The 25,265-nt window shown below is 55.5% G+C and carries 23 protein-coding genes; 6 read left to right on the top strand and 17 right to left on the bottom strand.

Annotated features, from left to right (window positions below):
- Window positions 1–256: 256 nt before the first annotated feature.
- Complete coding sequence (locus tag AO726_RS10795) at window positions 257–1,750, top strand: GH1 family beta-glucosidase (RefSeq protein ID WP_082629115.1); 1,494 nt, start codon at window positions 257–259, stop codon at window positions 1,748–1,750.
- 89 nt (window positions 1,751–1,839) lie between these two features.
- On the opposite strand, the gene guaA is transcribed toward AO726_RS10795, so the two are convergent.
- The 3 genes from guaA to AO726_RS10780 form a co-directional block, all read right to left on the bottom strand.
- Complete coding sequence (gene guaA / locus AO726_RS10790; RefSeq protein ID WP_058068096.1) at window positions 1,840–3,420, bottom strand: glutamine-hydrolyzing GMP synthase; 1,581 nt, start codon at window positions 3,418–3,420, stop codon at window positions 1,840–1,842.
- Window positions 3,421–3,547: 127 nt separating this feature from the next.
- The gene (guaB, locus tag AO726_RS10785) at window positions 3,548–5,017 is read right to left on the bottom strand and encodes an IMP dehydrogenase (RefSeq protein WP_058068095.1); all 1,470 of its coding nucleotides are present in this window, start codon (window positions 5,015–5,017) and stop codon (window positions 3,548–3,550) included.
- 116 nt (window positions 5,018–5,133) lie between these two features.
- Entirely contained in the window at window positions 5,134–5,685 is a 552-nt protein-coding gene (locus AO726_RS10780; RefSeq protein WP_058068094.1) for a hypothetical protein, read from the bottom strand.
- Window positions 5,686–5,799: 114 nt separating this feature from the next.
- On the opposite strand from AO726_RS10780, the gene xseA reads away from it, so the two are divergent.
- The 5 genes from xseA (at window position 5,800) to AO726_RS10755 (ending at window position 12,637) form a co-directional block, all read left to right on the top strand.
- Entirely contained in the window at window positions 5,800–7,179 is a 1,380-nt protein-coding gene (xseA, locus tag AO726_RS10775; protein WP_058068093.1) for an exodeoxyribonuclease VII large subunit, read from the top strand.
- A gap of 38 nt (window positions 7,180–7,217) precedes the next feature.
- A complete protein-coding gene (locus tag AO726_RS10770; protein WP_058068092.1) occupies window positions 7,218–8,042 on the top strand; it encodes a peptidoglycan DD-metalloendopeptidase family protein in 825 nt (274 codons plus the stop codon).
- Between the two features lie 166 nt (window positions 8,043–8,208).
- Window positions 8,209–9,465, top strand: a complete 1,257-nt coding sequence (locus AO726_RS10765) for a mechanosensitive ion channel family protein (protein WP_058068091.1) — start codon at window positions 8,209–8,211, stop codon at window positions 9,463–9,465.
- Between the two features lie 314 nt (window positions 9,466–9,779).
- A complete protein-coding gene (gene leuA, locus AO726_RS10760) occupies window positions 9,780–11,435 on the top strand; it encodes a 2-isopropylmalate synthase (protein WP_058068090.1) in 1,656 nt (551 codons plus the stop codon).
- A 146-nt stretch (window positions 11,436–11,581) separates the two neighbouring features.
- Window positions 11,582–12,637, top strand: a complete 1,056-nt coding sequence (locus tag AO726_RS10755) for an NAD(P)-dependent alcohol dehydrogenase (RefSeq protein WP_058068089.1) — start codon at window positions 11,582–11,584, stop codon at window positions 12,635–12,637.
- 76 nt (window positions 12,638–12,713) lie between these two features.
- Here the strand turns inward: AO726_RS10755 and AO726_RS10750 are convergent, their stop codons facing one another.
- The 14 genes from AO726_RS10750 to fdx form a co-directional block, all read right to left on the bottom strand.
- On the bottom strand, window positions 12,714–13,154 hold the full coding sequence (locus tag AO726_RS10750) for a hypothetical protein (RefSeq protein ID WP_152987278.1): 441 nt from the start codon (window positions 13,152–13,154) through the stop codon (window positions 12,714–12,716).
- A 194-nt stretch (window positions 13,155–13,348) separates the two neighbouring features.
- Window positions 13,349–14,149 (bottom strand): amidohydrolase, encoded by an 801-nt coding sequence (locus AO726_RS10745; RefSeq protein WP_058068087.1) that lies wholly within the window; start codon window positions 14,147–14,149, stop codon window positions 13,349–13,351.
- The gene (locus AO726_RS10740) at window positions 14,137–15,285 is read right to left on the bottom strand and encodes a pyridoxal phosphate-dependent aminotransferase (RefSeq protein WP_058068086.1); all 1,149 of its coding nucleotides are present in this window, start codon (window positions 15,283–15,285) and stop codon (window positions 14,137–14,139) included. Before AO726_RS10740 ends, AO726_RS10745 begins: the two co-directional genes overlap by 13 nt.
- Before the next feature lie 126 nt (window positions 15,286–15,411).
- The gene (gene der, locus AO726_RS10735; protein ID WP_058068085.1) at window positions 15,412–16,887 is read right to left on the bottom strand and encodes a ribosome biogenesis GTPase Der; all 1,476 of its coding nucleotides are present in this window, start codon (window positions 16,885–16,887) and stop codon (window positions 15,412–15,414) included.
- Between the two features lie 102 nt (window positions 16,888–16,989).
- Window positions 16,990–18,144 carry an outer membrane protein assembly factor BamB gene (bamB, locus tag AO726_RS10730; RefSeq protein WP_058068084.1) on the bottom strand — a complete coding sequence of 385 codons (1,155 nt, stop codon included), beginning with the start codon at window positions 18,142–18,144 and terminating at the stop codon, window positions 16,990–16,992.
- On the bottom strand, window positions 18,137–18,781 hold the full coding sequence (locus tag AO726_RS10725) for a YfgM family protein (RefSeq protein WP_058068083.1): 645 nt from the start codon (window positions 18,779–18,781) through the stop codon (window positions 18,137–18,139). Before AO726_RS10725 ends, bamB begins: the two co-directional genes overlap by 8 nt.
- A gap of 38 nt (window positions 18,782–18,819) precedes the next feature.
- Complete coding sequence (hisS, locus tag AO726_RS10720) at window positions 18,820–20,109, bottom strand: histidine--tRNA ligase (RefSeq protein WP_058068082.1); 1,290 nt, start codon at window positions 20,107–20,109, stop codon at window positions 18,820–18,822.
- A 19-nt stretch (window positions 20,110–20,128) separates the two neighbouring features.
- Window positions 20,129–21,238, bottom strand: coding sequence for a flavodoxin-dependent (E)-4-hydroxy-3-methylbut-2-enyl-diphosphate synthase (gene ispG, locus AO726_RS10715; RefSeq protein ID WP_058068081.1), 1,110 nt, complete (start codon window positions 21,236–21,238; stop codon window positions 20,129–20,131).
- 1 nt (window position 21,239) lies between these two features.
- Window positions 21,240–22,238, bottom strand: a complete 999-nt coding sequence (locus AO726_RS10710) for a RodZ domain-containing protein (protein WP_058068080.1) — start codon at window positions 22,236–22,238, stop codon at window positions 21,240–21,242.
- Window positions 22,238–22,999 (bottom strand): type IV pilus biogenesis/stability protein PilW, encoded by a 762-nt coding sequence (gene pilW, locus AO726_RS10705; RefSeq protein WP_058068079.1) that lies wholly within the window; start codon window positions 22,997–22,999, stop codon window positions 22,238–22,240. Before pilW ends, AO726_RS10710 begins: the two co-directional genes overlap by 1 nt.
- An 11-nt stretch (window positions 23,000–23,010) precedes the next feature.
- Complete coding sequence (rlmN, locus tag AO726_RS10700; RefSeq protein WP_058068803.1) at window positions 23,011–24,159, bottom strand: 23S rRNA (adenine(2503)-C(2))-methyltransferase RlmN; 1,149 nt, start codon at window positions 24,157–24,159, stop codon at window positions 23,011–23,013.
- 23 nt (window positions 24,160–24,182) lie between these two features.
- A complete protein-coding gene (gene ndk / locus AO726_RS10695) occupies window positions 24,183–24,614 on the bottom strand; it encodes a nucleoside-diphosphate kinase (protein WP_058068078.1) in 432 nt (143 codons plus the stop codon).
- Window positions 24,615–24,707: 93 nt separating this feature from the next.
- Window positions 24,708–24,908, bottom strand: a complete 201-nt coding sequence (gene iscX, locus AO726_RS10690; RefSeq protein WP_058068077.1) for a Fe-S cluster assembly protein IscX — start codon at window positions 24,906–24,908, stop codon at window positions 24,708–24,710.
- A 14-nt stretch (window positions 24,909–24,922) separates the two neighbouring features.
- Window positions 24,923–25,264, bottom strand: a complete 342-nt coding sequence (gene fdx / locus AO726_RS10685; RefSeq protein WP_058068076.1) for an ISC system 2Fe-2S type ferredoxin — start codon at window positions 25,262–25,264, stop codon at window positions 24,923–24,925.
- Window position 25,265 lies beyond the last annotated feature (1 nt).

The raw sequence follows: 25,265 nt of genomic DNA, 5'->3' as shown, positions 1-25,265 counted from the left end.
GCTGATTAAAGTGCGTAACCCCACGTGAGGTGTAGACCGCCACACCATCTCAGGATTCCCGTGCCCCCACAGCGTGAGCTGTTGCCCCTACTAGCATGGGGCTGAGGCCGTTGAGCAACTTCGTTCCAGATTTGCACACACCGACCAAAGCACTGTTTGAGTTAAGTCAAATTCGCCCATTTCCACTGCTGTACGACTGCATTAGCACCAACGTATCTTTTACATCGACACGTTTACTGTGAATAAGGACGCAATGATGACCTTGAACAGACGCGCATTTGTTTTCCTTGCAGGCGCCAGCGCTGCGGGTCTGGCCAGCGCCCAAACGCGTAACACATCACCCGCGCAGGCCGCGCCGACACCCGCCCTAAACCGGCGGGGCTTTCCGACAGGCTTTCGCTGGGGTGTAGCCACTGCGGCCTATCAGATTGAAGGAGCCGCCACTGCTGACGGCAAAGGGCAATCCATCTGGGATGTTTATGCTCATACGCCCGGAAAAATGGCCAACGGAGACACCGGAGACGTCGCCATTGACCATTACCACCGCTACCGGGAAGACATCCAGATCATCCGCGAGCTAGGGGCCAACGCCTACCGCTTCTCTATCGCCTGGCCACGCTTGTTTCCTAACGGCACTGGCAAACTGAATGAAGCCGGACTGGACTTTTATTCGCGCTTGGTCGATGCCCAACTGGAAGCAGGCATTGAACCTTTTGCCACGCTTTACCACTGGGACTTACCGCAAGCCCTGCAAGACAAGGGTGGCTGGCAATCGCGGGATACCGCCAAAGCCTTTGCGGACTACGCCGCCGTTGTGGCGAGCCGCTTGGGAGATCGGGTTAAGCACTTCTTCACCCTGAACGAGCTGCAGAACTTCGTGGACATGGGCCATCAGGGCACCTCAATCCTGGTTCAGGGCAAGGAACAGCGCATCGAACTCGCGCCGGGCCTCAAACTCTCTAACCGCGAGCTTAATCAGGTCGCCCACCATGCAGTGCTGGCTCACGGTTTAAGCGTACAAGCTATGCGCGCAGCAGGCCCCAAAGACATCCAAATTGGCCCAGCGGACGTATTGTTCGCCGGAGTGCCGGTCAGCGACACACCGGCGAACGTGCGCGCCGCTGAAATCGCCACCAAACGCTACAACGACCGTTTCCTCGACGTCATGCTCAGCGGCCGATACGACGACCACTATCTGGCCAGCGCAGGGGCCGACGCCCCCAGCTTTACCGATGAGGACATGCGAGCCATTGGCAGCCCTCTGGACTTTGTCGGGGTGAATATTTACGTCCCGAAGTACTACATCGAAACCGCCGACAACCAACAAGGCTTTATCGAGATCCCCACATCCCTGTCACACCCGCGCATGGGTTCGCGGTGGCATAGCTTCTCTCCAGAAGTCATGTATTGGGGCCCAAGACTGGTGAATGCTATCTGGAATCCAAAAGCCATCTACATCACCGAAAGCGGCTGCGCCGCCGACGACACACTCACCGCAGATGGCCGTGTCTTGGATACAGATCGCCTGATGTACCTGCGTGCAGTCATGACCAACCTGCAGCGAGCCATTGCTGAAGGCGCGCCCGTCAAAGGCAACTTCGCCTGGAGTGCCTTCGACAATCTGGAATGGACAGGCGGCTACGGCGTGCGTTTCGGCCTTGTACATGTCGATTTCGCGACTCAAAAACGTACGCCAAAACTCAGCGCCGAATGGTATCGCCGCGCGGCGCAGATGAATGCCGTGGTTTAGCGTTCCCAGCTGCACAGAAACAAAAATGCCCGCATTAGCGCGGGCATTTTTGTACTACTCGTTAATGAGTGATGGCCCAGGCCAAATACTCACTCCCACTCAATAGTCGCTGGCGGCTTGCTCGACACGTCGTAGGTGACGCGGGAGATGCCTTCGATTTCGTTGATGATGCGGTTAGACACCTTCTCCAGCAGCTCATACGGCAGGTGCGCCCAGCGAGCGGTCATGAAGTCGATGGTTTCCACTGCACGCAGGGCAACAACCCAGGCGTAACGGCGGCCATCACCTACTACACCCACAGACTTAACCGGCTGGAAGACCACAAAGGCCTGGCTGGTTTTGTGGTACCAATCGAAGTTGCGCAGCTCTTCGATGAAGATGTGATCCGCACGACGCAGCAGGTCGGCGTACTCTTTCTTCACTTCGCCGAGGATGCGCACTCCCAAGCCCGGCCCCGGGAACGGGTGACGGTAAACCATGTCGTACGGCAGGCCCAGTTCCAGACCAATCTTGCGCACTTCGTCTTTGAACAGTTCACGCAGCGGCTCGACCAGCTTGAGCTTCATGTCTTCCGGCAGGCCACCGACGTTGTGGTGGCTCTTGATCACGTGGGCCTTGCCAGTTTTGGCGCCGGCGGACTCGATCACGTCCGGGTAGATGGTGCCTTGAGCGAGGAACTGGATGTTTTCCAGCTTGCTCGACTCTTCATCAAACACTTCGATGAACTTGGCACCGATAATCTTGCGCTTCTGCTCTGGATCGCTGACACCAGCCAGGGCGCTTAGGAACTTCTCTTCAGCATTGGCACGGATCACTTTTACGCCCATGTTTTCAGCGAACATGGCCATAACCTGATCACCTTCGTGCAGGCGCAGCAGGCCGTTATCCACAAATACACAGGTCAGTTGGCTGCCGATCGCTTTGTGCAGCAGTGCGGCTACAACGGAGGAATCCACACCACCGGAGAGGCCCAGCAGGACGTTGGCATCGCCTACTTGCTCGCGCACTTGGCGAATGGCGTCTTCAACGATGTTGGACGGTGTCCACAGAGCTTCACAGCCGCTGATTTCCAGCACAAAGCGGGACAGGATACGGCCGCCTTGTTTGGTGTGGGTCACCTCCGGGTGGAACTGCACGCCGTAGTACTGGCGAGAATCGTCAGCCATGGCAGCAATCGGGCAGCTCGGGGTGCTGGCCAGAATATGGAAGCCTTCCGGTATCTTGGTGACTTTGTCACCGTGGCTCATCCACACATCCAGGCCCAGAACGCCATCGGTGTCTACATGGTCTTCAATGCCATCGAGCAGCTTGCTCTTACCAACAACATCCACACGGGCGTAGCCAAATTCGCGCAGGTCAGAACCTTCAACCTTGCCACCCAGCTGCTCGGACATGGTCTGCATGCCGTAGCAGATGCCCAGCACAGGCACATTAAGGTCAAACACGGCCTGCGGTGCGCGAGGGCTGTTGGCTTCGTGCACCGACTCTGGGCCACCGGCCAGGATGATGCCGCGCGGTGCGAAAGCACGAATGTCCGCGTCCCTCATATCCCAAGGGTGCAGTTCGCAATACACACCGATTTCACGCACACGGCGGGCAATCAGTTGGGAGTACTGGGAACCGAAATCCAGAATCAGGATACGGTGAGCGTGAATGTCTTGATGAGCCATGGCCGTCTCTCGTAGCGGGATTCACAAATGACACGGGGCTGAATCAGACAGCCCCGAGTACTCAATATTCTGTATGTCGCCAGATAGAGGCTTCGGCAGTAAACCGAACCCACTATCCGGCGCTTTTTCAGCCGACGCGGTAGTTCGGCGCTTCTTTGGTGATCTGCACATCGTGTACGTGGGACTCGGCCATACCCGCGCCGGTAATACGTACAAACTCAGGCTTGGTGCGCATCTCTTCGATGGTGGCACAGCCGGTGTAGCCCATAGAGGCACGCAGGCCACCCATCAGCTGATGCACGATGGCACCCATTGCGCCTTTGTACGGCACGCGACCTTCGATGCCTTCCGGAACCAGTTTCTCGGCACCAGCAGAAGAGTCCTGGAAGTAACGGTCAGACGAGCCTTGCGCCTGAGCCATTGCGCCCAGCGAACCCATACCGCGGTAAGCCTTATAGGAACGCCCCTGGAACAGTTCGACTTCGCCCGGAGCTTCTTCAGTACCGGCCAGCATAGAGCCGATCATCACAGCCGAAGCACCGGCAGCGATGGCCTTGGACAGGTCACCGGAGAAACGGATACCGCCGTCCGCAATCAGCGGAACGCCTGTACCGGCCAGTGCAGCTGCAACATTGGCAACAGCGCTGATCTGCGGCACGCCAACACCGGCAACGATACGGGTGGTGCAGATGGAGCCTGGACCGATACCGACTTTAACGCCGTCCGCACCGGCTTCAGCCAGTGCACGGGCAGCAGCGCCGGTAGCGATGTTGCCGCCGATCACCTGAACCTCAGGGAAGTTCTGCTTAACCCAGCGAACGCGGTCAATTACGCCTTTGGAGTGACCGTGCGCGGTATCAACAATGATCACGTCAACACCAGCGGCTACCAGTGCGGAAACCCGATCACCAGTGTCAGCACCAGTACCAACGGCAGCACCAACACGCAGACGGCCATGCTCGTCTTTGCTGGCCAGCGGGTAGGCTTTGGCTTTTTCGATATCGTTAACGGTCATCATGCCTTTGAGGCGGAATTGATCGTCAACGATCAGCACTCGCTCAATGCGGTGCTTGTGCAGCAGTTTGCGCACGACTTGCTTGTCTTCGCCTTCTTTGACGGTGACCAGACGCTCTTTCGGCGTCATCACGTCGCGCACTTTGGCGTTCATGTTGCTTTCGAAACGCACGTCACGGGAGGTAACGATACCTACCAGATCACCGTGGTGCAGAACCGGAACGCCGGAGATGTTGTTCTGGCGAGTCAGGTCGAAAAGATCACTGACAGTTGCGTCTGCTTCAATGGTGATCGGGTCTTTCACCACACCAGACTCAAAACGCTTGACCTTGCGGACTTCGGCAGCCTGCTGATCAATGGTCATGTTCTTGTGGATGATGCCGATGCCACCTTCCTGAGCCATGGCGATAGCCAGACGGGCTTCAGTAACGGTGTCCATTGCAGCAGATAGAAGAGGGATATTCAGTTCGATGCCACGGGTCAGGCGCGTTTTGAGGCTGACATCCTTCGGCAGAACTTCGGAATAACCAGGGATAAGTAAAACGTCGTCGAAGGTTAGTGCTTCTTGACTGATTCGCAGCATGGCGGGGGCTCCCAGACGGGAAAATTGGAAGCGCGCCATTATAACCAGACCTCTCGCTTCACTCAACGCAAAGTGTCGATTTACATAGGAAAAATCGCTTACGTTCGTCCAGTTACTTAGAGATCGACCCGAACAACCCTCACCGAAAATCCTAACACTGAGGCGATCTGCTGCAAAAAGTTCGGTTTAAAGACGGCATCTGCCCAGTTATTGAAGATAAAACCGAGGTTCGAGAAAGCGCAGGACTGCAGGAACAGAAACCCGTTAATGTCATCTTCGTGCCCACACAGTGGGCAGATAAAGTTGTCCGTATGCCCCGGAAACCACTCATCCAGGCTTTCAAACAAGGCCTCACCCACTTCCTGACGGCACTCAGGACACCCCGCTTCTTCGTGAAAATCACGGGTCGGTGTATAGATACAACGCCGGTAGATGACCTCTAGCCCATGAACTGCCTGGCCGAATGGCAGCAGCTCAGGTCGCTCAACCACCTTGCGCGCCCCGGCAGCAATCCCGTATCCCATATGCCGGCCAGTGCGCCCACATGTGCTCAACTCAGCTTCAATGATGTTTTGCCGGGTGAGCCAACGCACCAGTTTCAGCGCCGCAGCCTCATGGCTGGGAAAGCTGGAAATCTGCGGAACGATGATGGCTTGCTGCTGATTCATGACGCGTTCTGCTCGGGTAAAGAGCGCGCAGCTTAATCCGCTGAATCGCCCGGTCAAGACAAGGAATCAATTTGAACCCTTTGGCCGCATTCGCAAAGTCATTACTATGCACGGATGATCAAAGACCCATTCCAACGCCTGAACCTCGACCGCGAGGTGCTCAGCGTCAGCCAACTCAACAGCCGCGCGCGCCTGCTGCTGGAAGACGTATTCACCAACATCTGGGTTGAAGGCGAAATTTCCAACCTGGCCAAACCGGCTTCCGGGCACATCTACTTCACCTTAAAAGACAGTCAGGCACAGGTGCGTTGTGCGTTGTTCCGGCAAAACGCCCTGCGTGTGCGCCAGGCCCTGCGCGACGGGTTGGCAGTCAAGGTGCGCGGCAAGGTGTCACTGTTTGAAGGCCGTGGCGATTACCAGCTGATTCTGGATACGGTCGAGCCAGCGGGTGACGGCGCCTTGCGCCTGGCATTCGAAGCGCTGAAAGAAAAGCTCAGCGCAGAAGGTCTGTTTGCTGCCGAGAACAAGATTGCCCTGCCGACGCATCCTAAGCGCATCGGCATTATCAGCTCACCGACCGGCGCGGTGATTCGCGACATTATTAGCGTGTTCCGCCGCCGAGCCCCGCAAGTAGAACTGAATCTGGTTCCGACCGCGGTGCAAGGCCGGGAGGCCACCGCTCAGATCGTCCGGGCACTCGAGCTGGCGGACAAACAGGGCTTCGACGCCCTGATCCTGGCCCGTGGCGGTGGTTCGCTGGAAGACCTTTGGTGCTTCAATGAAGAGCCTGTGGCTCGTGCCATTGCCGCATGTGTCACGCCAATTGTCAGCGCTGTCGGCCATGAGACCGATGTGTCGATTGCCGACTTTGTTGCCGATGTCCGCGCGCCGACGCCCTCCGCCGCTGCGGAACTGCTGGCCCCGGATAACAGCGAGCTGGTACAGCGCCTCTATACCCTGCAGCGCCGCCTGCACATGCGCATGCAACACCGCCTGGAGCGGGAACGCATGCGCCTGGACGGTCTGCAACGGCGCCTGCGCCATCCCGGCGAGCGCCTGCGCCAACACGCTCAGCGTGTGGATGATCTGGACATGCGCCTGATCCGCGCCATGCAGATGCAATCAGGCAAACGCAGGGAACGCCTGCACAACCTGCAAACCCGCCTGCTCAGCCTGCACCCGCAGCGGGATCTGAAGCTACTCGGGCAACGTCTGGACACTCTTACGGAACGAATGTACCGCAGCATGTTCGAAGGTCTGCGGGCGCGGCAGCTGCGTCTCAACAGCCAGGTTCAGACCCTGCATGCGGTCAGTCCGTTGGCGACACTGGGACGTGGCTACAGCATTTTGCTGGACGACAAAGGCCGGGCTATCCGCGACGCAGCGGACACCCAACCCGGGCAGCGCCTAAAAGCCCGCCTCAGCAAGGGCGAACTGGATGTTCGCGTCGAAGACAACCACCTGCAGCCCGCCAATTTGTCGCTGCTGGATTGATCGAAACCGGCTGCTAAGTCAGCCGCACAGGATGATGTATGCGTTTTTGTGTTTTAGCCGTTGCCTTGTTACTCGCCCTACCCGCCCATGCTGATGGTTTCATCAGCCGCCTGCTTAACAAGCCGGTTCCCGGAGGTGTGGCAGTTGTTGATCTGGGCCCGGCAGCCAGCGCCCCCTCAGTCACTTATCAGGGTAAGCCGGTGCTTGTTATTCATGAAGATCAGCAGCGCTGGATCGCCATTGTCGGTATCCCCCTGAGCGTGAAGCCCGGCGTACAGCAAATCAGCGTGAACAATGGTCAGCAATTGAGCTTTCAGGTCGCCGGCAAGCACTACAGCGAACAACGCATCACCATTAAGAACCAGCAGCAGGTCACCCCCAATCAGGACAACCTGCGCCGCATTGAGCGCGAGCTGGCCGAGCAAACACGCGCTTATCAGCAATTCAGCCCGCGCCAACCCAGCAACTTGCTGTTTGATCGCCCGGTCAACGGTCCGCTTTCCAGCCCCTTCGGCCTGCGCCGCTTCTTTAATGGAGAGGAACGTAACCCGCATTCCGGTCTGGATTTCGCAGCCAGTAAAGGCACACCGATCAAAGCACCGGCAGCTGGCAAGGTGATTCTGGTAGGCGACTATTTCTTCAATGGCCGCACGGTGTTTCTCGACCACGGCCAGGGACTGATTAGCATGTTCTGCCATTTGTCGGCCATTGATGTGAAAGTCGGTGACGACGTTGCCCGCGGCGGAGTTGTCGGCAAAGTTGGCTCCACAGGTCGAGCCACCGGCCCACATCTGCACTGGAACGTAAGCCTGAATGATGCGCGGGTTGATCCGGCGATTTTTATCGGCGCCTTTAAGCCCTAGCACTCTGTCAGACAACTGACACTCCGAGCCTATAACCTTGCCGGGTTTGTTATGGTGGCCTGTTGAAACATGCAGACCACCCTGACAGACCAATTGACTCTATGGCTGCCTGGCCTGAGCGGCATGTGAATTAATGGACCCTGCTTACAGGAGCGACACGAGCAGCATGAAAGAACTGTACAACGAATCCCTGACATGGCTTCAGCAATATCCGGAGCTCTACACCCTGACCACACTGACTTTGTTGCTGCTGGCCGCCTGGATCGGCAACTTCATCGTCAAGCGCATTCTGGTTCGAGGTTTTTACCGCGCCCTCAGAAGCACACCGATCGGCCAGGATCAACTGATCTACGATTCGCGGGTCATCGCGCGTCTGGCCAATATTGTTCCGGCCCTGATCATCACTGGCGGCATAAACCTGATCCCCAACCTGCCAAAAGTCGTTGTCACGGTTACTGAAAACGTCTGCAGTGCCTTCATTGTGCTGTCTATCGCACTGGCGATCAGCGCTGTACTGACCATCATTAATTCACTGTACGACCGCCGCCCCAACGCACATCTGAAGCCTATTAAAGGTTACGTTCAGGTCATCAAGATTGTGGTCTTCGCGATCGCCGCGATTCTGATGATCGCCAGCCTGATCGACCGCTCACCACTGATCCTGCTGTCCGGTTTGGGTGCGATGGCTGCGGTGCTGATGTTGATCTTCCAAGACACCTTGCTGTCATTGGTGGCCAGCGTGCAGATTTCATCCAGCGACATGGTGCGTGTCGGTGACTGGATTGAAATGCCACAGCTCAATGCAGATGGCGATGTGATTGATATCGCCCTGCACACCGTCAAGGTGCAGAACTGGGATAAGACCATCACCACCATTCCAACTAAGCGCCTGATTACCGATCCGTTCAAAAACTGGCGCGGCATGCAGGAGTCCGGTGGCCGCCGAATCAAACGCAGCCTTTATCTGGATCAGACCAGCGTGCGCTTTCTCAGCCCGGACGAAATCGCCCACTTGCAGAAATTCCTGCTACTGGGGCAATACCTGAGCAACAAAAAAAGCGAGCTGGAAAGCTGGAACAGCCAGTTAGCTGAAGCAGCACAAGAACCAGCAAATACCCGCCGCGTGACCAACATTGGTACTTTCCGTGCTTATGTTGAGCACTATCTGCGCCAACACCCAGGCATCCATCAGGGCATGACTCAGCTCGTCCGCCAGATGCAGCCTACTGCAGAGGGTTTGCCGCTTGAGCTGTACTGCTTTACCTCGACAGTAGCCTGGGGCCCCTATGAAGCCATCCAGTCGGATATCTTTGATCACCTGCTGGCCATCCTTCCAGAGTTTGGCCTGCGCGTTTTCCAGTCCCCGAGCGGGGCAGATATGCGCGAACTGAAAGCCTCCATGGCTCCAACTTCCCAAGGTTAATATGCATTGCGGGCGACAACCTTATAAGTCGCCCGCAATTTTTCACAAGCAACCCGCACCGAAGCGCCATTAATATCGCTAAAAATTCGCTTTCAGGATATTAATTACCAATTTTCAAGCATTGCTTGCCAGCTTTAACCCCAAAGTTTAGGGTTAGCGCCATGAAAAACACTCATACCCTCTTTCTGCTGCGCCAACATGCCAATCTATGTTTGGTAAGCCAGCGACTGCGTGGCTAACTCTCAGCCCCAGATCTATCCGATTTCCCGAATTGTTTAGCGGCTGCCACAAGCGCCGAGTTTTAAGGATTAGCCATGAGCATGCTTAAAGATCCATCCAGCAAATACCGTCCGTTTACTCAGATCAGCCTCCCGGATCGCACTTGGCCTGATCAGATCATCACTAAAGCGCCGATCTGGTTGTCCACCGACCTGCGTGACGGTAACCAGTCGCTGATCGAACCCATGGACGCCGAGAAGAAAATGCGTTTCTTCAAGTGCCTGGTTCAAGTGGGTCTGAAAGAGATCGAAGTAGGCTTCCCGTCCGCTTCGCAGACTGATTTCGACTTCGTCCGCGAATTGATCGAAGGCGGCCACATCCCGGATGACGTCACCATTCAGGTACTGACCCAGGCCCGTGACGACCTTATTGAACGTACCTTCGAATCCCTCAAAGGCGCGAAAAAAGCCATCGTTCACTATTACAACGCCTGCGCCCCGGCCTTCCGCAAAATCGTCTTTAACCAAGACAAAGCCGGTGTGAAAGCGATTGCCATCGCTGCTGCCAAGACCATCAAGCGCCTGGCCGAAGCTGCACCGGAAACCCAATGGGGCTTTGAGTACTCGCCTGAGGTGTTCAGCTCCACCGAGACCGACTTTGCAGTGGAAGTGTGCAACGCTGTGATCGACGTATTCCAGCCGACTCCGGCCAATAAGTTGATCCTCAACCTGCCAGCCACCATCGAGTGCGCCACACCGAACAACTATGCCGACCAGGTTGAGTGGTTCGGCCGTAACGTCGACAAGCGCGACAGCGTGTTGATCAGCGTGCACACCCACAACGACCGTGGCACTGGCGTAGCGGCTTCCGAACTTGCAGTAATGGCCGGCGCTGACCGCGTTGAAGGCTGCCTGTTCGGTAACGGTGAGCGCACTGGCAACGTCTGCTTGGTGACTTTGGCGCTCAACCTCTACACCCAAGGCGTGAACCCTGAGCTGGACTTCTCCGACATCGACGCCGTGCGCAAAGTGGTCGAGGACTGCAACCAGTTGCCGGTTCACCCACGTCACCCGTACGTTGGCGACCTGGTCCACACAGCATTCTCCGGCTCGCACCAGGATGCGATCCGCAAAGGCTTTGCTCAACAGAAGCCGGATGCCATCTGGGAAGTGCCGTACTTGCCAATCGATCCAGCTGATATCGGCCGCGATTACGAAGCGGTTATCCGCGTCAACAGCCAGTCAGGTAAAGGCGGTATCACCTTCCTGCTTGAGCAGGAATATGGCATCAGCTTGCCGCGTCGCATGCAGATCGAGTTCAGCCAGGTTGTGCAGAAAGAAACCGACCGCCTTGGCCTTGAAATGACCGCAGGCCAAATCTATGAGCTGTTGGTCAACGAGTACTTGAAGGCTGAAACACCGTACACCCTGAAGAGTCATCGCCTCCAGGAAGAAAACGGCAACAGCACGGTTGATGTTGAAGTGCTCAGCAACGGCGAAACACAGAAGTGGCACGGCACCGGTAAAGGCCCGCTGGAAGCATTGGTAGCAGGCCTGCCAGTCAGCGTTGAGATCATGGACTATTCCGAGCACGCCATTGGTGCAGGCACTAACGCTAAAGCCGCAGCCTACATTGAACTGCGCGTGAACGGTGGCCGCGCTCTGCATGGCGTGGGTATTGATGAAAACATCACCACAGCCAGCTTCCGCGCACTGTTCAGCGCACTGAACCGAGCGCTGGCTCAGGCCTAAGCAAAGCGCTTTAGTGATACCTATGAAAGGGGACTTCGGTCCCCTTTTTCGTACGTGGGATAACCAAAAAATATGCGGGCCAATCGGTATTGCATAAGTCCAGGTGCTAGCCTTTTCATTCCTGTCAATTTGCCAAGGAGACACTTATGAGCAAGACCCTCGCTTACGCCGCTCAATCACCGGATACTCCACTGGCGCTCCTTGAAATTCAGCGACGCGAAGTCGGACCAGATGACGTAGCGATCGATATTCTTTACTGCGGTGTATGTCACTCGGACTTGCACACGGCCCGCAATGAATGGAAGAACACCCTGTACCCATCCGTTCCTGGCCACGAGATTGTTGGCACCGTGACGGCCATTGGCCGCAACGTCAAACACTTCAAAGTGGGTGATATCGCCGGTGTTGGCTGTATGGTCGACAGCTGCCAGCACTGCTCGCCCTGCGCAGAAGGCATTGAACAATACTGCGAGAACGGCTTCACCGGCACCTACAACGGCCCGGTGTTTGGGGGAGAAAACACCCTCGGCGGCTACTCCAGCAGCATCGTGGTGAATCAGAAGTTCGTGCTGCATATCCGCCATAAAGACAACCTGGCCGCTGTGGCCCCGCTGCTATGCGCAGGCATCACCACCTACTCGCCACTGCGCCAATGGAAAGTCGGCCCGGGCCAGAAAGTCGGTATTGTCGGTCTGGGCGGCCTCGGCCATATGGGCGTTAAAATCGCTGCAGCGATGGGCGCGTATGTTGTCCTGTTCACCACCTCCCCAAACAAGCGGGAAGATGCACTGCGCTTGGGCGCAGCAGAAGTGGTCGTATCGAAGAACCCGCAGGAAATGGCAGCACACGCCAACAGCTTCGACTTTATCCTCAACACCGTGGCGGCCCCACATGATCTCAACCAGTTCCTGAATTTGCTAAAACTGGATGCAACCATGACCCTAGTCGGCGCGCCGGACTCTCCCCATCCTTCACCCAATGTCTTCGGCCTGATTTTCAAACGCCGCCGTATTGCCGGATCGTTGATTGGCGGCATTGCCGAAACCCAGGAAATGCTGGACTTCTGTGCCGAGCACAACATTGTTTCGGATATCGAGATGATCCCGATGCAGTCCATAAACCAGGCTTACGAGCGCATGCTCAAGAGTGATGTGAAGTATCGCTTTGTGATTGATATGGCGACGCTGAAGCAGTCTGCCTGATTACTTATCGCAGACACAAAGAAGCCCGCCATGAGCGGGCTTCTTTATTGATCACGATAGCGCTCAATATAAGTAGTTATATATCCAACAATACAAGTGCACCAATTACCGCCAACTGAAGCAAAATACCACATATACCTACAGGAACAGCCCACCAGTTGCTCACAAATGCCCCCTCCCGCTCCATATGCAATCTTAAATACTCCTGCATGTAAAACTTGGACAACTCATGCATACCGAAGGCAATCGCAATGGCAAACGCAACCCCTGGTACTTCTTCAGGGACAATAAAAGCCAGGCCCAACCCCACTGCTATCAACCCTAAGGCAGTCCACCAAACAGAAGAAACTCGATGAGCCTGCCCCATTGACTGCAAATTATGTGCAATGATCCAAGCCCCAGCTAATGGCCCTCCAAGAATACTAGCTATGAGTACAGCCGAAGTTCGATACAAGCTGGGAGAGTCTGAAATATCAGTAGACTCCAGTGCCTCGCCAGTTTCTTGATGACGTTCCATGTCGATAACCCTAGATAATAGTCAACAGCTATTATAGATGTAACTAAATACAGAGTAATTTGCAGCAGCTCGCAATTTGATACTGTCACTACAAAACTGAAACTATCTCAATTCAATAACCGTGTTGCACTCAGATCCGCCCCCTTTCTCAACTCTCTACAGCCTTACAACACCGCCCAACTCAGCTAACTCTGTTAACGAAGTTCAAATATGTCAGCATCCAGATATGCCGGGAAGCGTTCTCGGTAATCAGCCAACGCTTTGGCACTCAGGGTGTGGCGCAGAACCCCATCAGTAGTATCCGGCGCAATCAGGTAATCACCCTGGAAGTCCAACAACTGGCTGTCGCCGCTGTAGGGATAACCCTTGCCGTCAGTTCCTACCCGGTTCACCGCAGCGACGTAACACAGGTTTTCGATGGCACGGGCTGGCAACAGGCGGTTCCAGTGATTACGCCGGGCTGCGGGCCAGTTGGCGGTGTAAATCAGCAGATCGGTATCACCGGCACTGCGACTCCACACTGGGAAGCGCAGGTCGTAGCAGATCAACGGGCGCACCTTCCAACCCTTGAGCTCGACCACCACTTGCTCATCACCCGCGCTGTAATACTTGTGTTCGCCAGCCATGCGGAACAGGTGGCGCTTGTCGTATTGCGCATAGGTGCCTTCCGGGCGTGCCCAGATCAGACGATTGCGGTAACTACCATCGGCGGCCTGAATAATCAGGCTGCCCATAATCACTGCATTAACAGCCTGAGCCTGCTGCTGCAGCCATTGCACGCTCGGACCGTCTTCCGGCTCAGCCAGAGCTGCGGACTCCATGCTAAAACCAGTGGTGAACATCTCTGGCAATAGTATCAAGTCAGCGCCTTTAGCCTGAGCGAATAACGCCTCAAAGTGCTCACGGTTAGCCTGCGGGTCATGCCACGCCAGCTCAGTCTGGAGCAGTGCCACCTCAAGATCAGGCAACTGGCTCAATTCCTTTAAATCGCGCATAGCTTCTCCGCTGCTTGTCGCAAGGTTTCCTCACGTTTGGCAAAGCACAAACGCACCAGACGCATATTCTCTGGCGGCTGTTGATAAAAAACCGATACCGGAATGACAGCAACGCCGTGTTCACGGGTCATCCATTCAGCCATGTCGACATCATTGAGATCGTCACGAATGGCGGAATAATCCACCACCTGGAAATAAGTGCCAGGCGCGCGGCTAAAGGTGAAACGGGAGCCCTCAAGCAGGTCGCAGAACACATCGCGCTTGGCCTGATAAAAACCCGGAAGCTCGTCCACATGCTCAGGATGAGCCGCCATATAGTCCGCCAGCCCCCACTGCAGCGGAGTAACACCACAGAAATTGACGTACTGATGCACCTTGCGCAGTTCACCACTCAACGCAGGCGGCGCAACCACATAGCCGGTTTTCCAGCCGGTGACGTGATAGGTTTTGCCGAATGAGCTGACTACAAAGGCGCGCTGGTACAGCTCTTCATGGGCCAACACACTGGCATGCTTGCGACCGTCAAACAGCAAGTGCTCATAGACCTCATCACTGATCAGATAGATTTCACGCCCACGGATCAGTGCTGCCAGCTGGTCCAGCTCTTCGCGGGTGATCAGCGAACCACTGGGGTTGTGTGGGCTGTTGATAATGATCATGCGGGTTTTGCTGCTGAGCGCATCCTGCAGTTTCTGCCAGTCGATACGAAAATCCGGCAACGTCATTGGCACATGCACACAGCGACCGCCCGCCAGTTCAACGGACGGTTCGTAACTGTCATAGCTGGGATCGAAAACGATCACTTCATCGCCGGGGTGAATCACTGCCTGGATCGCACAGAAAATCGCCTCAGTCGCCCCCGGCGTGATGGTGATCTCAGTATCGGCGCTAACTTTCGCACCGTAGCAACGGGCGATTTTCGCTGCGACCTGCTCACGCAGGGCAGGTAAACCTGTCATCGGTGCGTACTGGTTGTGCCCGGCAGAAATGTGCGCAGCGACCGCGTCACGCAGCCCTTGCGGGCCATCAAAATCCGGAAAGCCCTGAGACAGGTTCAGCGCGCCAGTTTCCACAGCGAGCTGCGACATACGGGTAAAAATAGTGGTGCCGACATTAGGCAACTTACTGGTGATCATTACGGCTAATCCCTGAAGCGTCTCTGCGCTGAATACTGACAAGCCCGCAGAATAGCCCATCCACCAGATGCACAAAAGGCACCCGAAGGTGCCTTTATAGAGCGCTGCGTGTAGTGGCCTGTCGGCTTACTTACGCTTGTCCTTACGTTTTTTCTCAGCCTTCTTGTGGTGGCTCATCAAACGGCGCTTCTTGTTCACCTGACGGTCTGTCAGCGTGTTCTTGTTACCCTCGTACGGGTTGTCACTGCCTTTGAACTCAATACGGATAGGCGTACCCACCAGCTTCAGAACACGTCGGTAGGTGTTCTCCAGGTAACGAACGTACGACTTCGGTACTGCATCCACCTGGTTACCGTGAATCACGATCAGCGGTGGGTTAGCACCGCCCAAGTGGGCATAACGCAGCTTGATACGGCGGTTATTGACCATAGGTGGAGCGTGATCACTGACCGCATCCTCAAGAATTTGCGTCAGACGACTGGTCGGCCAGCGGGTAATCGCAGACTTGAACGAGGCCTGTACCGACTTGTAAAGATTGCCGACACCTGTGCCATGCAAAGCGGAGATAAAGTGAATGTCGGCGAAATCGACAAAGAACAGCCGGCGCTCCAGCTCAGTCTTCACATAGTCACGCTCGCTCGGCTCCATGCCATCCCACTTGTTCAGGGCAATTACCAGCGCACGGCCACTCTCCAGAACAAAGCCCAGCAGGTTCAAATCGTGATCAACCACCCCTTCGCGGGCATCCATAACGAAGACCACGACGTTCGAGTCTTGAATAGCCTGCAGGGTTTTCACCACTGAGAACTTTTCCACTGCCTCGAAAATCTTGCCACGACGGCGCACACCGGCCGTGTCGATGAAGGTGTACTTCTCACCGTCACGCTCGAACGGAATGTAGATACTGTCACGGGTTGTACCGGCCTGGTCATACACAATGACCCGCTCTTCGCCCAGCATGCGGTTGACCAGCGTCGACTTACCGACATTAGGACGCCCGATAATCGCCAGCTTGATCCCGTCTTTCTCGCTCGGCCCCGGAATACGCTTGGCTTCCTGACCTTCGAGAACTTCATCCTCTTCCTCACCCTCTTCCGGCTCTTCAGCATCTTTCGGGAAAGAACCCAGAACCGTCTCAAGCATTTGGGTGATACCACGGCCATGGGCACCGGCAATCGCCAGGGACTCACCCATGCCCATGCTGGCGAACTCAGCACGAGCCAGATCAGGATCGAGGTTATCGACCTTGTTGATCACCAGGAAACTGCGCTTGTTACGGCGACGCAGGTGTTCTCCGATCATTTGATCAGAGGCCGAGAGACCGGCACGTGCATCCACCAGAAACAGAACAGCATCAGCCTCTTCGATAGCTTGCAGCGACTGCTCAGCCATCTTGGCGTCAATACCCTCTTCATCCCCGGAAATACCACCGGTATCGATGACGATGTAGGTTCGACCCTGCCACTTGGCCTCACCGTATTGGCGATCTCGGGTCAGACCAGACAGGTCGCCGACAATAGCGTCACGGGACTTGGTCAAGCGGTTAAACAGGGTGGATTTGCCCACATTCGGGCGACCCACCAGGGCAATTACGGGAACCATCAGGCTCTCCACTTCGTTATTTCAGAAAATACAAAAGCCGCTGCTTGCGGCAGCGGCCATGACTCAACGCCCGTTGAAGTACCCTCAACGGGCTTCAGCGAATTAATGCTTGATGGTCAACGCCACCAGTTTGCCGCTGTTACTAAAGGCATACAGCATGTCACCCACTACCAGCGGGCGGGCACGCAGGCCATCGCTGTCGATCCGGGTACGCCCCACAAAGCGGCCATCTACCTGACTGACCAAATGCAGATAGCCTTCCAGATCACCGAACGCTACATAACTGGAAAATACTTCCGGGGCAGACAGCTGACGACGGGCCAACGCATCGTTGCTCCACAGAGCAGACGCAGAGCGTTCATCAATGCCTTCTACAGTGCCGTTGGCCAGGCTTACGTAAACGCTGCCATAACCCTGAGCGACACCCACCGAGCTGGAAGCCTCACGCTGCCAGAGAATCTGACCGCTTTCGAAGTCCAGCGCCGCTACGCGGCCCTGATAGCTGACGGCATACAGAGTACCGGCAGACAGCAGAAGACCGCCGTCGATATCCACAACACGCTCAAGCTCGGAGCGGCCTTGCGGGATAGCAACACGCTGCTCCCAAACCGGAACGCCACGCTCAGCATCCAGAGCGATAACCTTACCGGTTGAGAGGCCGGCAATCGCCAGACGGTTAGTCAGAACTGGACTGCCAGTGCCGCGCAACGTCAACACAGCCGGAGTGTTCTCAAAAATCCAGCGCTGATTGCCGGTATACATATCGAGCGCAATAAGGCGGTCATCCTGAGTCTGAACCAGAACAACATCACCATTAAGCGCTGGAGCAGCGAGAACCTCGCTCGTTACACGAGAACGCCACTTTTCCTCACCGGTTGCACTGTCCAGCGCGATGATCTCACCCTTGAGGGTACCGACCACGACCAGACCATACCCTGCACCTACAGCACCAGATACAGGCAGCTCCAAATCTTGCTTCCACAGCACCTTACCGGTGGTGCGGTTCATTGCCACAACCAGGCCTTCTACGTCAGCAGCATAAATCTGCTCGCCATCGATGGCCGGAACCAGCATGTTGAACGTTTCGCCCTGGCCTTCACCAATCGAGCGGCTCCAGACTTTATCCAGACGCACTTCTTCGGTGAATTTAGGCAGCTCGGCTGGGGGCAGCTCCTTATTGCTATTGCTGCTGCAACCCACAGCCATTACGGCCAGGGCCAGCAGTGCGGCATTCTTCCAACGCATCACGTTATGCATCCCCTTTGGCCAGGTCGTCTAGCTTCATTTGCAGACCACCCACAGCTGCATCATCAGCCAGTGCAGCCTTGGCTTTTTCATACGCAGCGCGGGCTTCGTCAGCACGGCCCAGTTGCACTAACAGGTCACCTTTCAGCTCTTCACGGCTGGCCACAAACGCCGAGATGGCCTCACCATCTAACAGCTTCAGGCCATCTTCGGCCTTCTCCTGCGCGGCCAGTACACGAGCAAGGCGCTGACGCGCCATCTCGCCCAGACTCTTGTCAGCTGGCTTATCGACAATTGTCTTCAACTCAGTCGCTGCGTCATCCAGCTTTCCTGCATCAACAGCAACCTTGGCTACGAACAGGCTGCCGTACTGGGCATAAGCTGTACCGGCGTAATCCTTCTTCAGGGTATTGGCCAGTTCTGCAACTTTACCGGCGTCTGGCTTGCCACTAGGGTCAAGCGCAGCTTCCAGCAGTTGCTGATAGAGTGCTGAGGCTCCATAAGCATGATTGGCCTGGTATGACTGCCAAGCGTTCCAGCCAAGTACTGCCGCCAGTGCAATGATCACACCTGTCAGCAATGGCTTGCCGTTACGCTGCCACCAATCCTTGATTACCGCCAACTCTTCATCGTCAGTACGCGAAACCACCCCAACACTCCTATTCGCTGTATCTCTATAGCAGGTGCTCAGACCTGTTTGGCACAAGCCGCCAGATGATCGGCCAAATCCGACCAGGCAATATTTTGTTGCTCGCCCTGTCCACGTAGCGGCTTGCAACCTACTACTTGCTGAGCCAGTTCATCTTCACCGAGGATCAGTGCGTACAGCGCTGCGCTCTTGTCGGCTTTCTTAAACTGACTTTTAAAACTCCCACCACCGGCGTTGACCTGCAAACGCAGCCCCGGCAACTGGTCACGCAACTTCTCGCTCAGAGCCAACGCTGCGAGTTCAGCAGGCTCACCAAAGGCACACATATATACATCAACTGAGCGAGCGATTTCAGCCGGCACTTTACCCAAGGTTTCGAGCAAGAGCACCAATCGTTCGATACCCATTGCAAAACCAACACCGGTAGTCGGCTTGCCGCCCATCTGCTCAACCAGGCCATCGTAGCGGCCACCAGCACAGACAGTGCCCTGTGAGCCGAGCTGATCAGTCACCCACTCAAACACGGTTTTGCTGTAGTAATCCAAGCCACGAACCAGTTTCGGGTTGACCACATAAGGCACACCTGCTGCATCCAAGCGCGCTTTAAGTCCTTCGAAATGGTTGCGGGAATCTTCATCCAGGTAGTCTGCCAGCTTCGGTGCGTTGACCAGAATGGCCTGGGTTTGCGCCGACTTGCTGTCCAGTACACGCAGCGGATTGGTGAGCATACGGCGACGGCTGTCTTCATCCAGCTGATCCGCATTGGCAGTCAGAAACTCGACGAGTGCGTCACGGTAAACCGCGCGGGCAGCGCTGGTACCCAAGCTGTTCAGCTCCAGCTTGACCGAGTCGCGAATACCCAACAAACCCCACAGACGCCAAGTCAGCAGGATCAACTCGGCATCAATATCCGGGCCGTCGATATTGAATACTTCGACCCCGATCTGATGGAACTGACGATAACGGCCCTTTTGAGGGCGCTCGTGGCGGAACATCGGGCCGATGTACCACAATTTTTGCTGTTGGCCAGCGCCGGCCAGGCCATGCTCCAGCACCGCGCGCACGCATGCTGCGGTCCCTTCCGGGCGCAGGGTCAGAGAATCGCCATTGCGATCCTCGAAGGTATACATTTCCTTTTCGACAATATCGGTCACTTCACCAATGGAGCGCTTGAATAGCTCAGTGAACTCGACGATAGGCATGCGAATCTGCTGATAACCATAGCCATCCAGCAGACCAGCCACAGTGCCCTCAAAATAGCGCCACAGTGGCGTCTGATCAGGCAGGATATCGTTCATGCCACGAATGGCTTGCAAAGGCTTGCTCACTTAAATTCCTTAACGCGTCTTAGCTGCGCGCAATAACAGCAGCGTCAGCAGCCGCTTTGGCCGCTGCTTTTTCACGAATCAGTTTTTCCAGCTCATCGACCAGGTTTTCGTTGGTCAGCTTTTGAGCCGGTTTGCCATCAATGTAAATCAGGTTGGGCTGGCCGCCTGTAAGGCCGATATGGGCCTCTTTGGCCTCACCTGGTCCGTTCACCACGCAGCCAATGACGGCCACATCCATTGGCACCAGCAGGTCTTCAACTCGTTGCTCCAGCTCATTCATGGTCTTAACCACATCAAAGTTCTGCCGCGAGCAGCTTGGGCAGGCAATGAAGTTAATGCCACGGGAACGCAGGCGCAGTGACTTGAGAATATCGAAGCCGACTTTAACCTCTTCCACCGGGTCTGCAGCCAGCGAAATGCGGATCGTGTCGCCAATCCCTTCAGCCAGCAACATACCAAGACCTACAGCGGATTTAACGGTACCGGAACGCAGACCGCCCGCCTCGGTAATTCCCAAGTGCAGTGGCTGCTCAATTTGCTTGGCCAGCAGACGATAAGCCTCAACAGCCATAAACACGTCAGAAGCCTTTACGCTGACCTTAAAGTCCGGGAAGTTCAGGCGATCCAGATGTTCAACATGTCGCAACGCTGACTCAACCAGCGCTTGCGGCGTAGGCTCACCGTATTTCTTCTGCAAATCCTTTTCGAGCGAGCCGGCATTGACCCCAATTCGAATCGGAATGCCTTTGTCACGAGCCGCCTCGACCACAGCGCGTACGCGGTCCTCACGACCGATGTTGCCCGGATTGATACGCAGGCAATCCACACCCAATTCCGCCACGCGCAGGGCAATCTGGTAATCGAAGTGAATATCGGCCACCAGCGGCACATTGACCTGCTGTTTGATCAGGCCAAAGGCCTCAGCAGCATCCATATCCGGTACAGAAACCCGGACGATGTCGGCACCTGCTGCTTCCAGACGACGGATCTGAGCGACGGTGGCAGCAACATCATGCGTGTCGCTGTTGGTCATACTCTGAACCGAGATCGGTGCATCACCACCTACTGGTACTGAACCCACCCAGATTTTGCGCGAAACGCGGCGCTTGATCGGTGACTCACCGTGCATGTTATTGCCCACCCAATTTCAGACGTGCAGTCTCACCAGAGATAAAGGGCGCAACATCCACTTCTGCACCATTCAAACGAACACTGACACCGCGAGCATAGCCAAGGCGCAACTCGAGCGGTGCCTGACCGGCGATCTGAAAGCTCTCACCGTTGCGCTTAAGGGACGCATGGAGAATCTTGCCAGTCGCATCTTTTACCTGAATCCAGCAATCAGCGGTAAACGCCAGATCGATCAATGCCTCACCTGCTGCCAGTTGTACTGGAGGTGCAGGAGTGGTCACAGGAGCTGTTGCCTGAGCGGCGGCGGGAACACTGTTGGATTGTTCAGCGACTGTCGATACTGCTGCTGGAGCTGACACCTCTGGAGCTGTTATAGCTACCGCGGGGTCAGTGGCATCTGTATTGGTCTCACTGCCCGCTTCGACATCAGGATCGGCTAGCACTTGCTCTTGTTCAGCTTCTTGTTGAGCCTCTTCGACAGCCTGATCTTCCGGTTCATCGAGCGGATGAATCTGAGTCGTGCCGTCGGCTCCCTCTACTTCGACGTGCTCCAAGCTGGTTGTGGCCATGCTCTGCTCACGTCGTTCAGCCTGATCTTGCCACCAGTAAAAACTAAGCCCCCCCAGGCCAACCAGTGCAATAACACTGACCACCTTGAGCACACGCTGAGAAATGTTGCGCGGCTCTTCAATGCGATCAAGGCTGTGCACACTGCTCTCAACAGCTGAGGATCCGGTGAATGCATCAAACTCGCGAACGAGCTCAGCCTGATCAAGTCCCAACAGCTTGGCGTAGGTGCGCACATAGCCACGGGCGAATGTCAGACCCGGGACTTTCTCAAACGCGCCCTGCTCGATTTCATTCAGGCGCTGTACAGTCAAATTCAGTTGAGCGGCGACTTCAGCAACCGCCCATCCCCGAGCCTCACGCGCTTTGCGCAAGGTCTCGCCAGGATTCACCCGGGAAACAGCCACAGTTTCTGGTTGCGCCGTTTTCATTATTGCTCCGACAGGTATTGCTGATATTCCGGGGTAGCCGGATAGAGTCGTTTTAACTGTAGACCGAGACTCGCGGCGTCATCGCGCTCTTCAAAAACCTTTGCCAGGCGAATTCCAAGTAAAAGACTGGCTGCACTATGCGGAGCTAATGCGACATAGCCCTGATAGTAGCCTCGCGCAGGCACATACTCTTTATCCAGATAGGACAGTTGAGCCATTTCAAGCAAAGCCCGTGGCTGGCGCGAATTGAGACGCAACGACCGTTCGAAGTAAACCTTAGCTTGATCCCGCTGATTAAGCTGCAACGCGGTAAGACCAAGATTTTCAAACACCCGCGAACGCTCGGGGTACAGCGTGTCTTCGGAGGCTTTCAGATAAGCATCAAACGCCTCTTTATAGCGCTTCTGCTCATATAGAAAACCACCATAATTATTAAGCATGCGGGCTTCACCACCACTGAGCGATATCGCCTTGCGGAAATGGCTCTCGGCCAGTGCTGGTTCCATTTCTGTCTGGAACACAAAGCCCAATGTTGCATGAACATCGGCACTGGACGGATCTAGATCCAGCGCTTGCTTGAGCGGCACTTTTGCCCGCTCGGTATCGCCATTGCGCAAATAACCCAAGCCAAGCTGCATGAAAGCATCCCGGGCTTCCTGGCGACCCTTGTCGGTTTTTAACGGATCAAGATTTGTACCGGTTGAGACACAACCGGCCAACAGACTGGCGGCCAACAGCATTAATGCAGGTCGCAAAGTCATGGCGCACTCCCTCAGGTTCGATTGGCAGCAGAACTCGCGGCGTCAGTTTCGCTATTCAGTTGACGAACAGCAATATAACGCTCGCTACGGCGGGTACGGTCCATGACCTGCCCGACCAGTTGCCCACATGCTGCATCAATATCTTCGCCGCGTGTGGTACGGACTGTGACATTGTGCCCTGCTTTGTGTAACAAGTCCTGAAAACGGCGGATCGCATTATTGCTCGGCCGCTCGTAACCGGAATGAGGGAACGGATTAAATGGAATCAGGTTGATCTTGCAGGGTACGTCTTTAAGCAAGGCGATCATTTCGTCGGCATGCTGCGGCGTATCGTTAACGTCTTTGAGCAAGGTATACTCAATGGTCAGCACCCGCTTTTCACCCAGACGCGAGATATAGCGCTTGCAAGCCGCGAGCAACATTTCCAGCGGATACTTCTTATTGATCGGTACCAGTTTGTTACGCAACTCATCATTCGGCGCATGCAGCGACAGAGCGAGAGATACGTCGATCACCTCAGCCAGCTTATCGATCATCGGTACAACGCCCGAAGTAGACAGCGTGACTTTACGCTTGGAAATGCCGTAACCGAGGTCATCCATCATGATTTTCATGGCGGCGACGACATTATCGAAGTTCAGCAGTGGCTCGCCCATCCCCATCATCACCACGTTGGTGATGGCGCGGTCGATCTTAGCCGGGATGGTGCCGAAGGACTTATTCGCGATCCACACCTGGCCGATGATCTCGGCGGCAGTCAGATCACTGTTGAAGCCCTGTTTGCCCGTGGAGCAGAAGCTACAGTCCAGAGCACAGCCTGCTTGGGATGAAACACACAGAGTGCCCCGTGATCCTTGCGGGATGTACACGGTTTCCACGCAGCTGCCCGATGCCACCCGCACAACCCACTTGCGCGTGCCATCAGAAGAAATATCTTCACTGACCACTTCCGGGCCGCGAATCTCGGCAGAAGCCTTGAGCTTTTCGCGCAAGGCTTTGCCGATATTGGTCATGGCATCAAAATCATCCACGCCAAAATGGTGAATCCACTTCATGATCTGACCGGCACGGAAGCGCTTTTCCCCGATCTGTTCGAAGAATTGCTCCAGCTCTTCCTGGGTTAAACCCAGCAGGTTGGTCTTACCGGTCGATTGTGTCATGGCCTCACCCTCACCCATTTCGCTTAGCGAATGCGTGCGCAAACTTCAGTTGCAGAGAAGAAGTAAGCGATTTCGCGAGCAGCAGAAGCTTCGGAGTCGGAACCGTGAACAGCGTTTTCGTCGATGGAAACGGCGAAATCAGCACGGATGGTGCCCGGGGCAGCTTCTTTCGGGTTGGTAGCGCCCATCAGTTCGCGGTTAGCCAGAACTGCGTTCTCGCCTTCCAGAACCTGAACGATAACCGGACCGGAAGTCATGAATGCAACCAGATCCTTGAAGAAGCCACGCTCGCTGTGCTCAGCGTAGAAGCCAGCAGCTTCGCGCTCGGACAGCTGTACCATTTTGGAAGCAACGATACGCAGGCCGGCTTTTTCGAAACGGCTGGTGATCTCACCGATAACGTTTTTAGCAACGGCATCCGGCTTGATGATGGAGAAAGTACGTTGAACAGCCATGGAAAACTCCAAAAACAGTGATTTAGCAAAAATTAAACCCGCGAATTATACGCGGGTTCAGGTCAAAAGCGTAGGTGGGTGGCCTAATAGCCTTCAGTCAGCTTCTTCGATCCAAGCTGCCTGAATCGCCTCTAGCACCTTCTCACCTGATCGTTGAGGGTCGTCATCAAACCCAGGTAAAGCCACCACCCACTTATGCAGATCGACGAAATTGACGTAACGCGGATCCACGTCCGGTTTCGAGTCAGCCAATTGAATGGCAATTTCCAGCACATCAACCCACTTCAGACTCATTACAACTCCTCGACTCAATGGGGCGCTTCAGCAGCGTGATTGAGGGAATACTTGGGAATCTCAACGGTCAGGTCTTCGTCCCCGACAATCGCCTGACAGGACAGGCGGGACTGAGCCTCAAGCCCCCACGCCTTATCGAGCATGTCTTCTTCCAGCTCATCCAGCTCGCTTAGCGAATCAAAACCTTCGCGAACGATGCAATGACAGGTGGTGCAGGCACACACACCACCACAGGCACTTTCAATCTCGATGTGGTTATCGTGGGCCACCTCAAGAATAGAAGTACCTGGTTCAACTTCAACGACCAGCCCTTCCGGACACAACACTGCGTGAGGCAGAAAAATGACCTGGGGCATG

Source organism: Pseudomonas sp. TTU2014-080ASC (assembly GCF_001446935.1).
GTDB lineage: Bacteria > Pseudomonadota > Gammaproteobacteria > Pseudomonadales > Pseudomonadaceae > Aquipseudomonas.
Note: the sequence above shows the minus strand (reverse complement) of the source record. Positions and strands in the feature narration are given on the sequence as shown.

Bases quoted from the DNA above. Each gene is read 5' to 3' on its own strand.
- ndk (WP_058068078.1), bottom strand. From the start codon at position 24,614: ATGGCTGTTCAACGTACTTTCTCCATCATCAAGCCGGATGCCGTTGCT.
- bamB (WP_058068084.1), bottom strand. From the start codon at position 18,144: ATGCATAACGTGATGCGTTGGAAGAATGCCGCACTGCTGGCCCTGGCC.
- AO726_RS10765 (WP_058068091.1), top strand. From the start codon at position 8,209: ATGAAAGAACTGTACAACGAATCCCTGACATGGCTTCAGCAATATCCG.
- AO726_RS10755 (WP_058068089.1), top strand. From the start codon at position 11,582: ATGAGCAAGACCCTCGCTTACGCCGCTCAATCACCGGATACTCCACTG.
- AO726_RS10740 (WP_058068086.1), bottom strand. From the start codon at position 15,285: ATGATCACCAGTAAGTTGCCTAATGTCGGCACCACTATTTTTACCCGT.
- guaB (WP_058068095.1), bottom strand. From the start codon at position 5,017: ATGCTGCGAATCAGTCAAGAAGCACTAACCTTCGACGACGTTTTACTT.
- fdx (WP_058068076.1), bottom strand. From the start codon at position 25,264: ATGCCCCAGGTCATTTTTCTGCCTCACGCAGTGTTGTGTCCGGAAGGG.
- der (WP_058068085.1), bottom strand. From the start codon at position 16,887: ATGGTTCCCGTAATTGCCCTGGTGGGTCGCCCGAATGTGGGCAAATCC.
- leuA (WP_058068090.1), top strand. From the start codon at position 9,780: ATGAGCATGCTTAAAGATCCATCCAGCAAATACCGTCCGTTTACTCAG.
- pilW (WP_058068079.1), bottom strand. From the start codon at position 22,999: ATGACTTTGCGACCTGCATTAATGCTGTTGGCCGCCAGTCTGTTGGCC.
- AO726_RS10745 (WP_058068087.1), bottom strand. From the start codon at position 14,149: ATGCGCGATTTAAAGGAATTGAGCCAGTTGCCTGATCTTGAGGTGGCA.
- AO726_RS10780 (WP_058068094.1), bottom strand. From the start codon at position 5,685: ATGAATCAGCAGCAAGCCATCATCGTTCCGCAGATTTCCAGCTTTCCC.
- AO726_RS10750 (WP_152987278.1), bottom strand. From the start codon at position 13,154: ATGGAACGTCATCAAGAAACTGGCGAGGCACTGGAGTCTACTGATATT.
- iscX (WP_058068077.1), bottom strand. From the start codon at position 24,908: ATGAGTCTGAAGTGGGTTGATGTGCTGGAAATTGCCATTCAATTGGCT.
- AO726_RS10710 (WP_058068080.1), bottom strand. From the start codon at position 22,238: ATGAAAACGGCGCAACCAGAAACTGTGGCTGTTTCCCGGGTGAATCCT.
- ispG (WP_058068081.1), bottom strand. From the start codon at position 21,238: ATGCACGGTGAGTCACCGATCAAGCGCCGCGTTTCGCGCAAAATCTGG.
- AO726_RS10770 (WP_058068092.1), top strand. From the start codon at position 7,218: ATGCGTTTTTGTGTTTTAGCCGTTGCCTTGTTACTCGCCCTACCCGCC.
- xseA (WP_058068093.1), top strand. From the start codon at position 5,800: ATGATCAAAGACCCATTCCAACGCCTGAACCTCGACCGCGAGGTGCTC.
- rlmN (WP_058068803.1), bottom strand. From the start codon at position 24,159: ATGACACAATCGACCGGTAAGACCAACCTGCTGGGTTTAACCCAGGAA.
- guaA (WP_058068096.1), bottom strand. From the start codon at position 3,420: ATGGCTCATCAAGACATTCACGCTCACCGTATCCTGATTCTGGATTTC.
- AO726_RS10795 (WP_082629115.1), top strand. From the start codon at position 257: ATGACCTTGAACAGACGCGCATTTGTTTTCCTTGCAGGCGCCAGCGCT.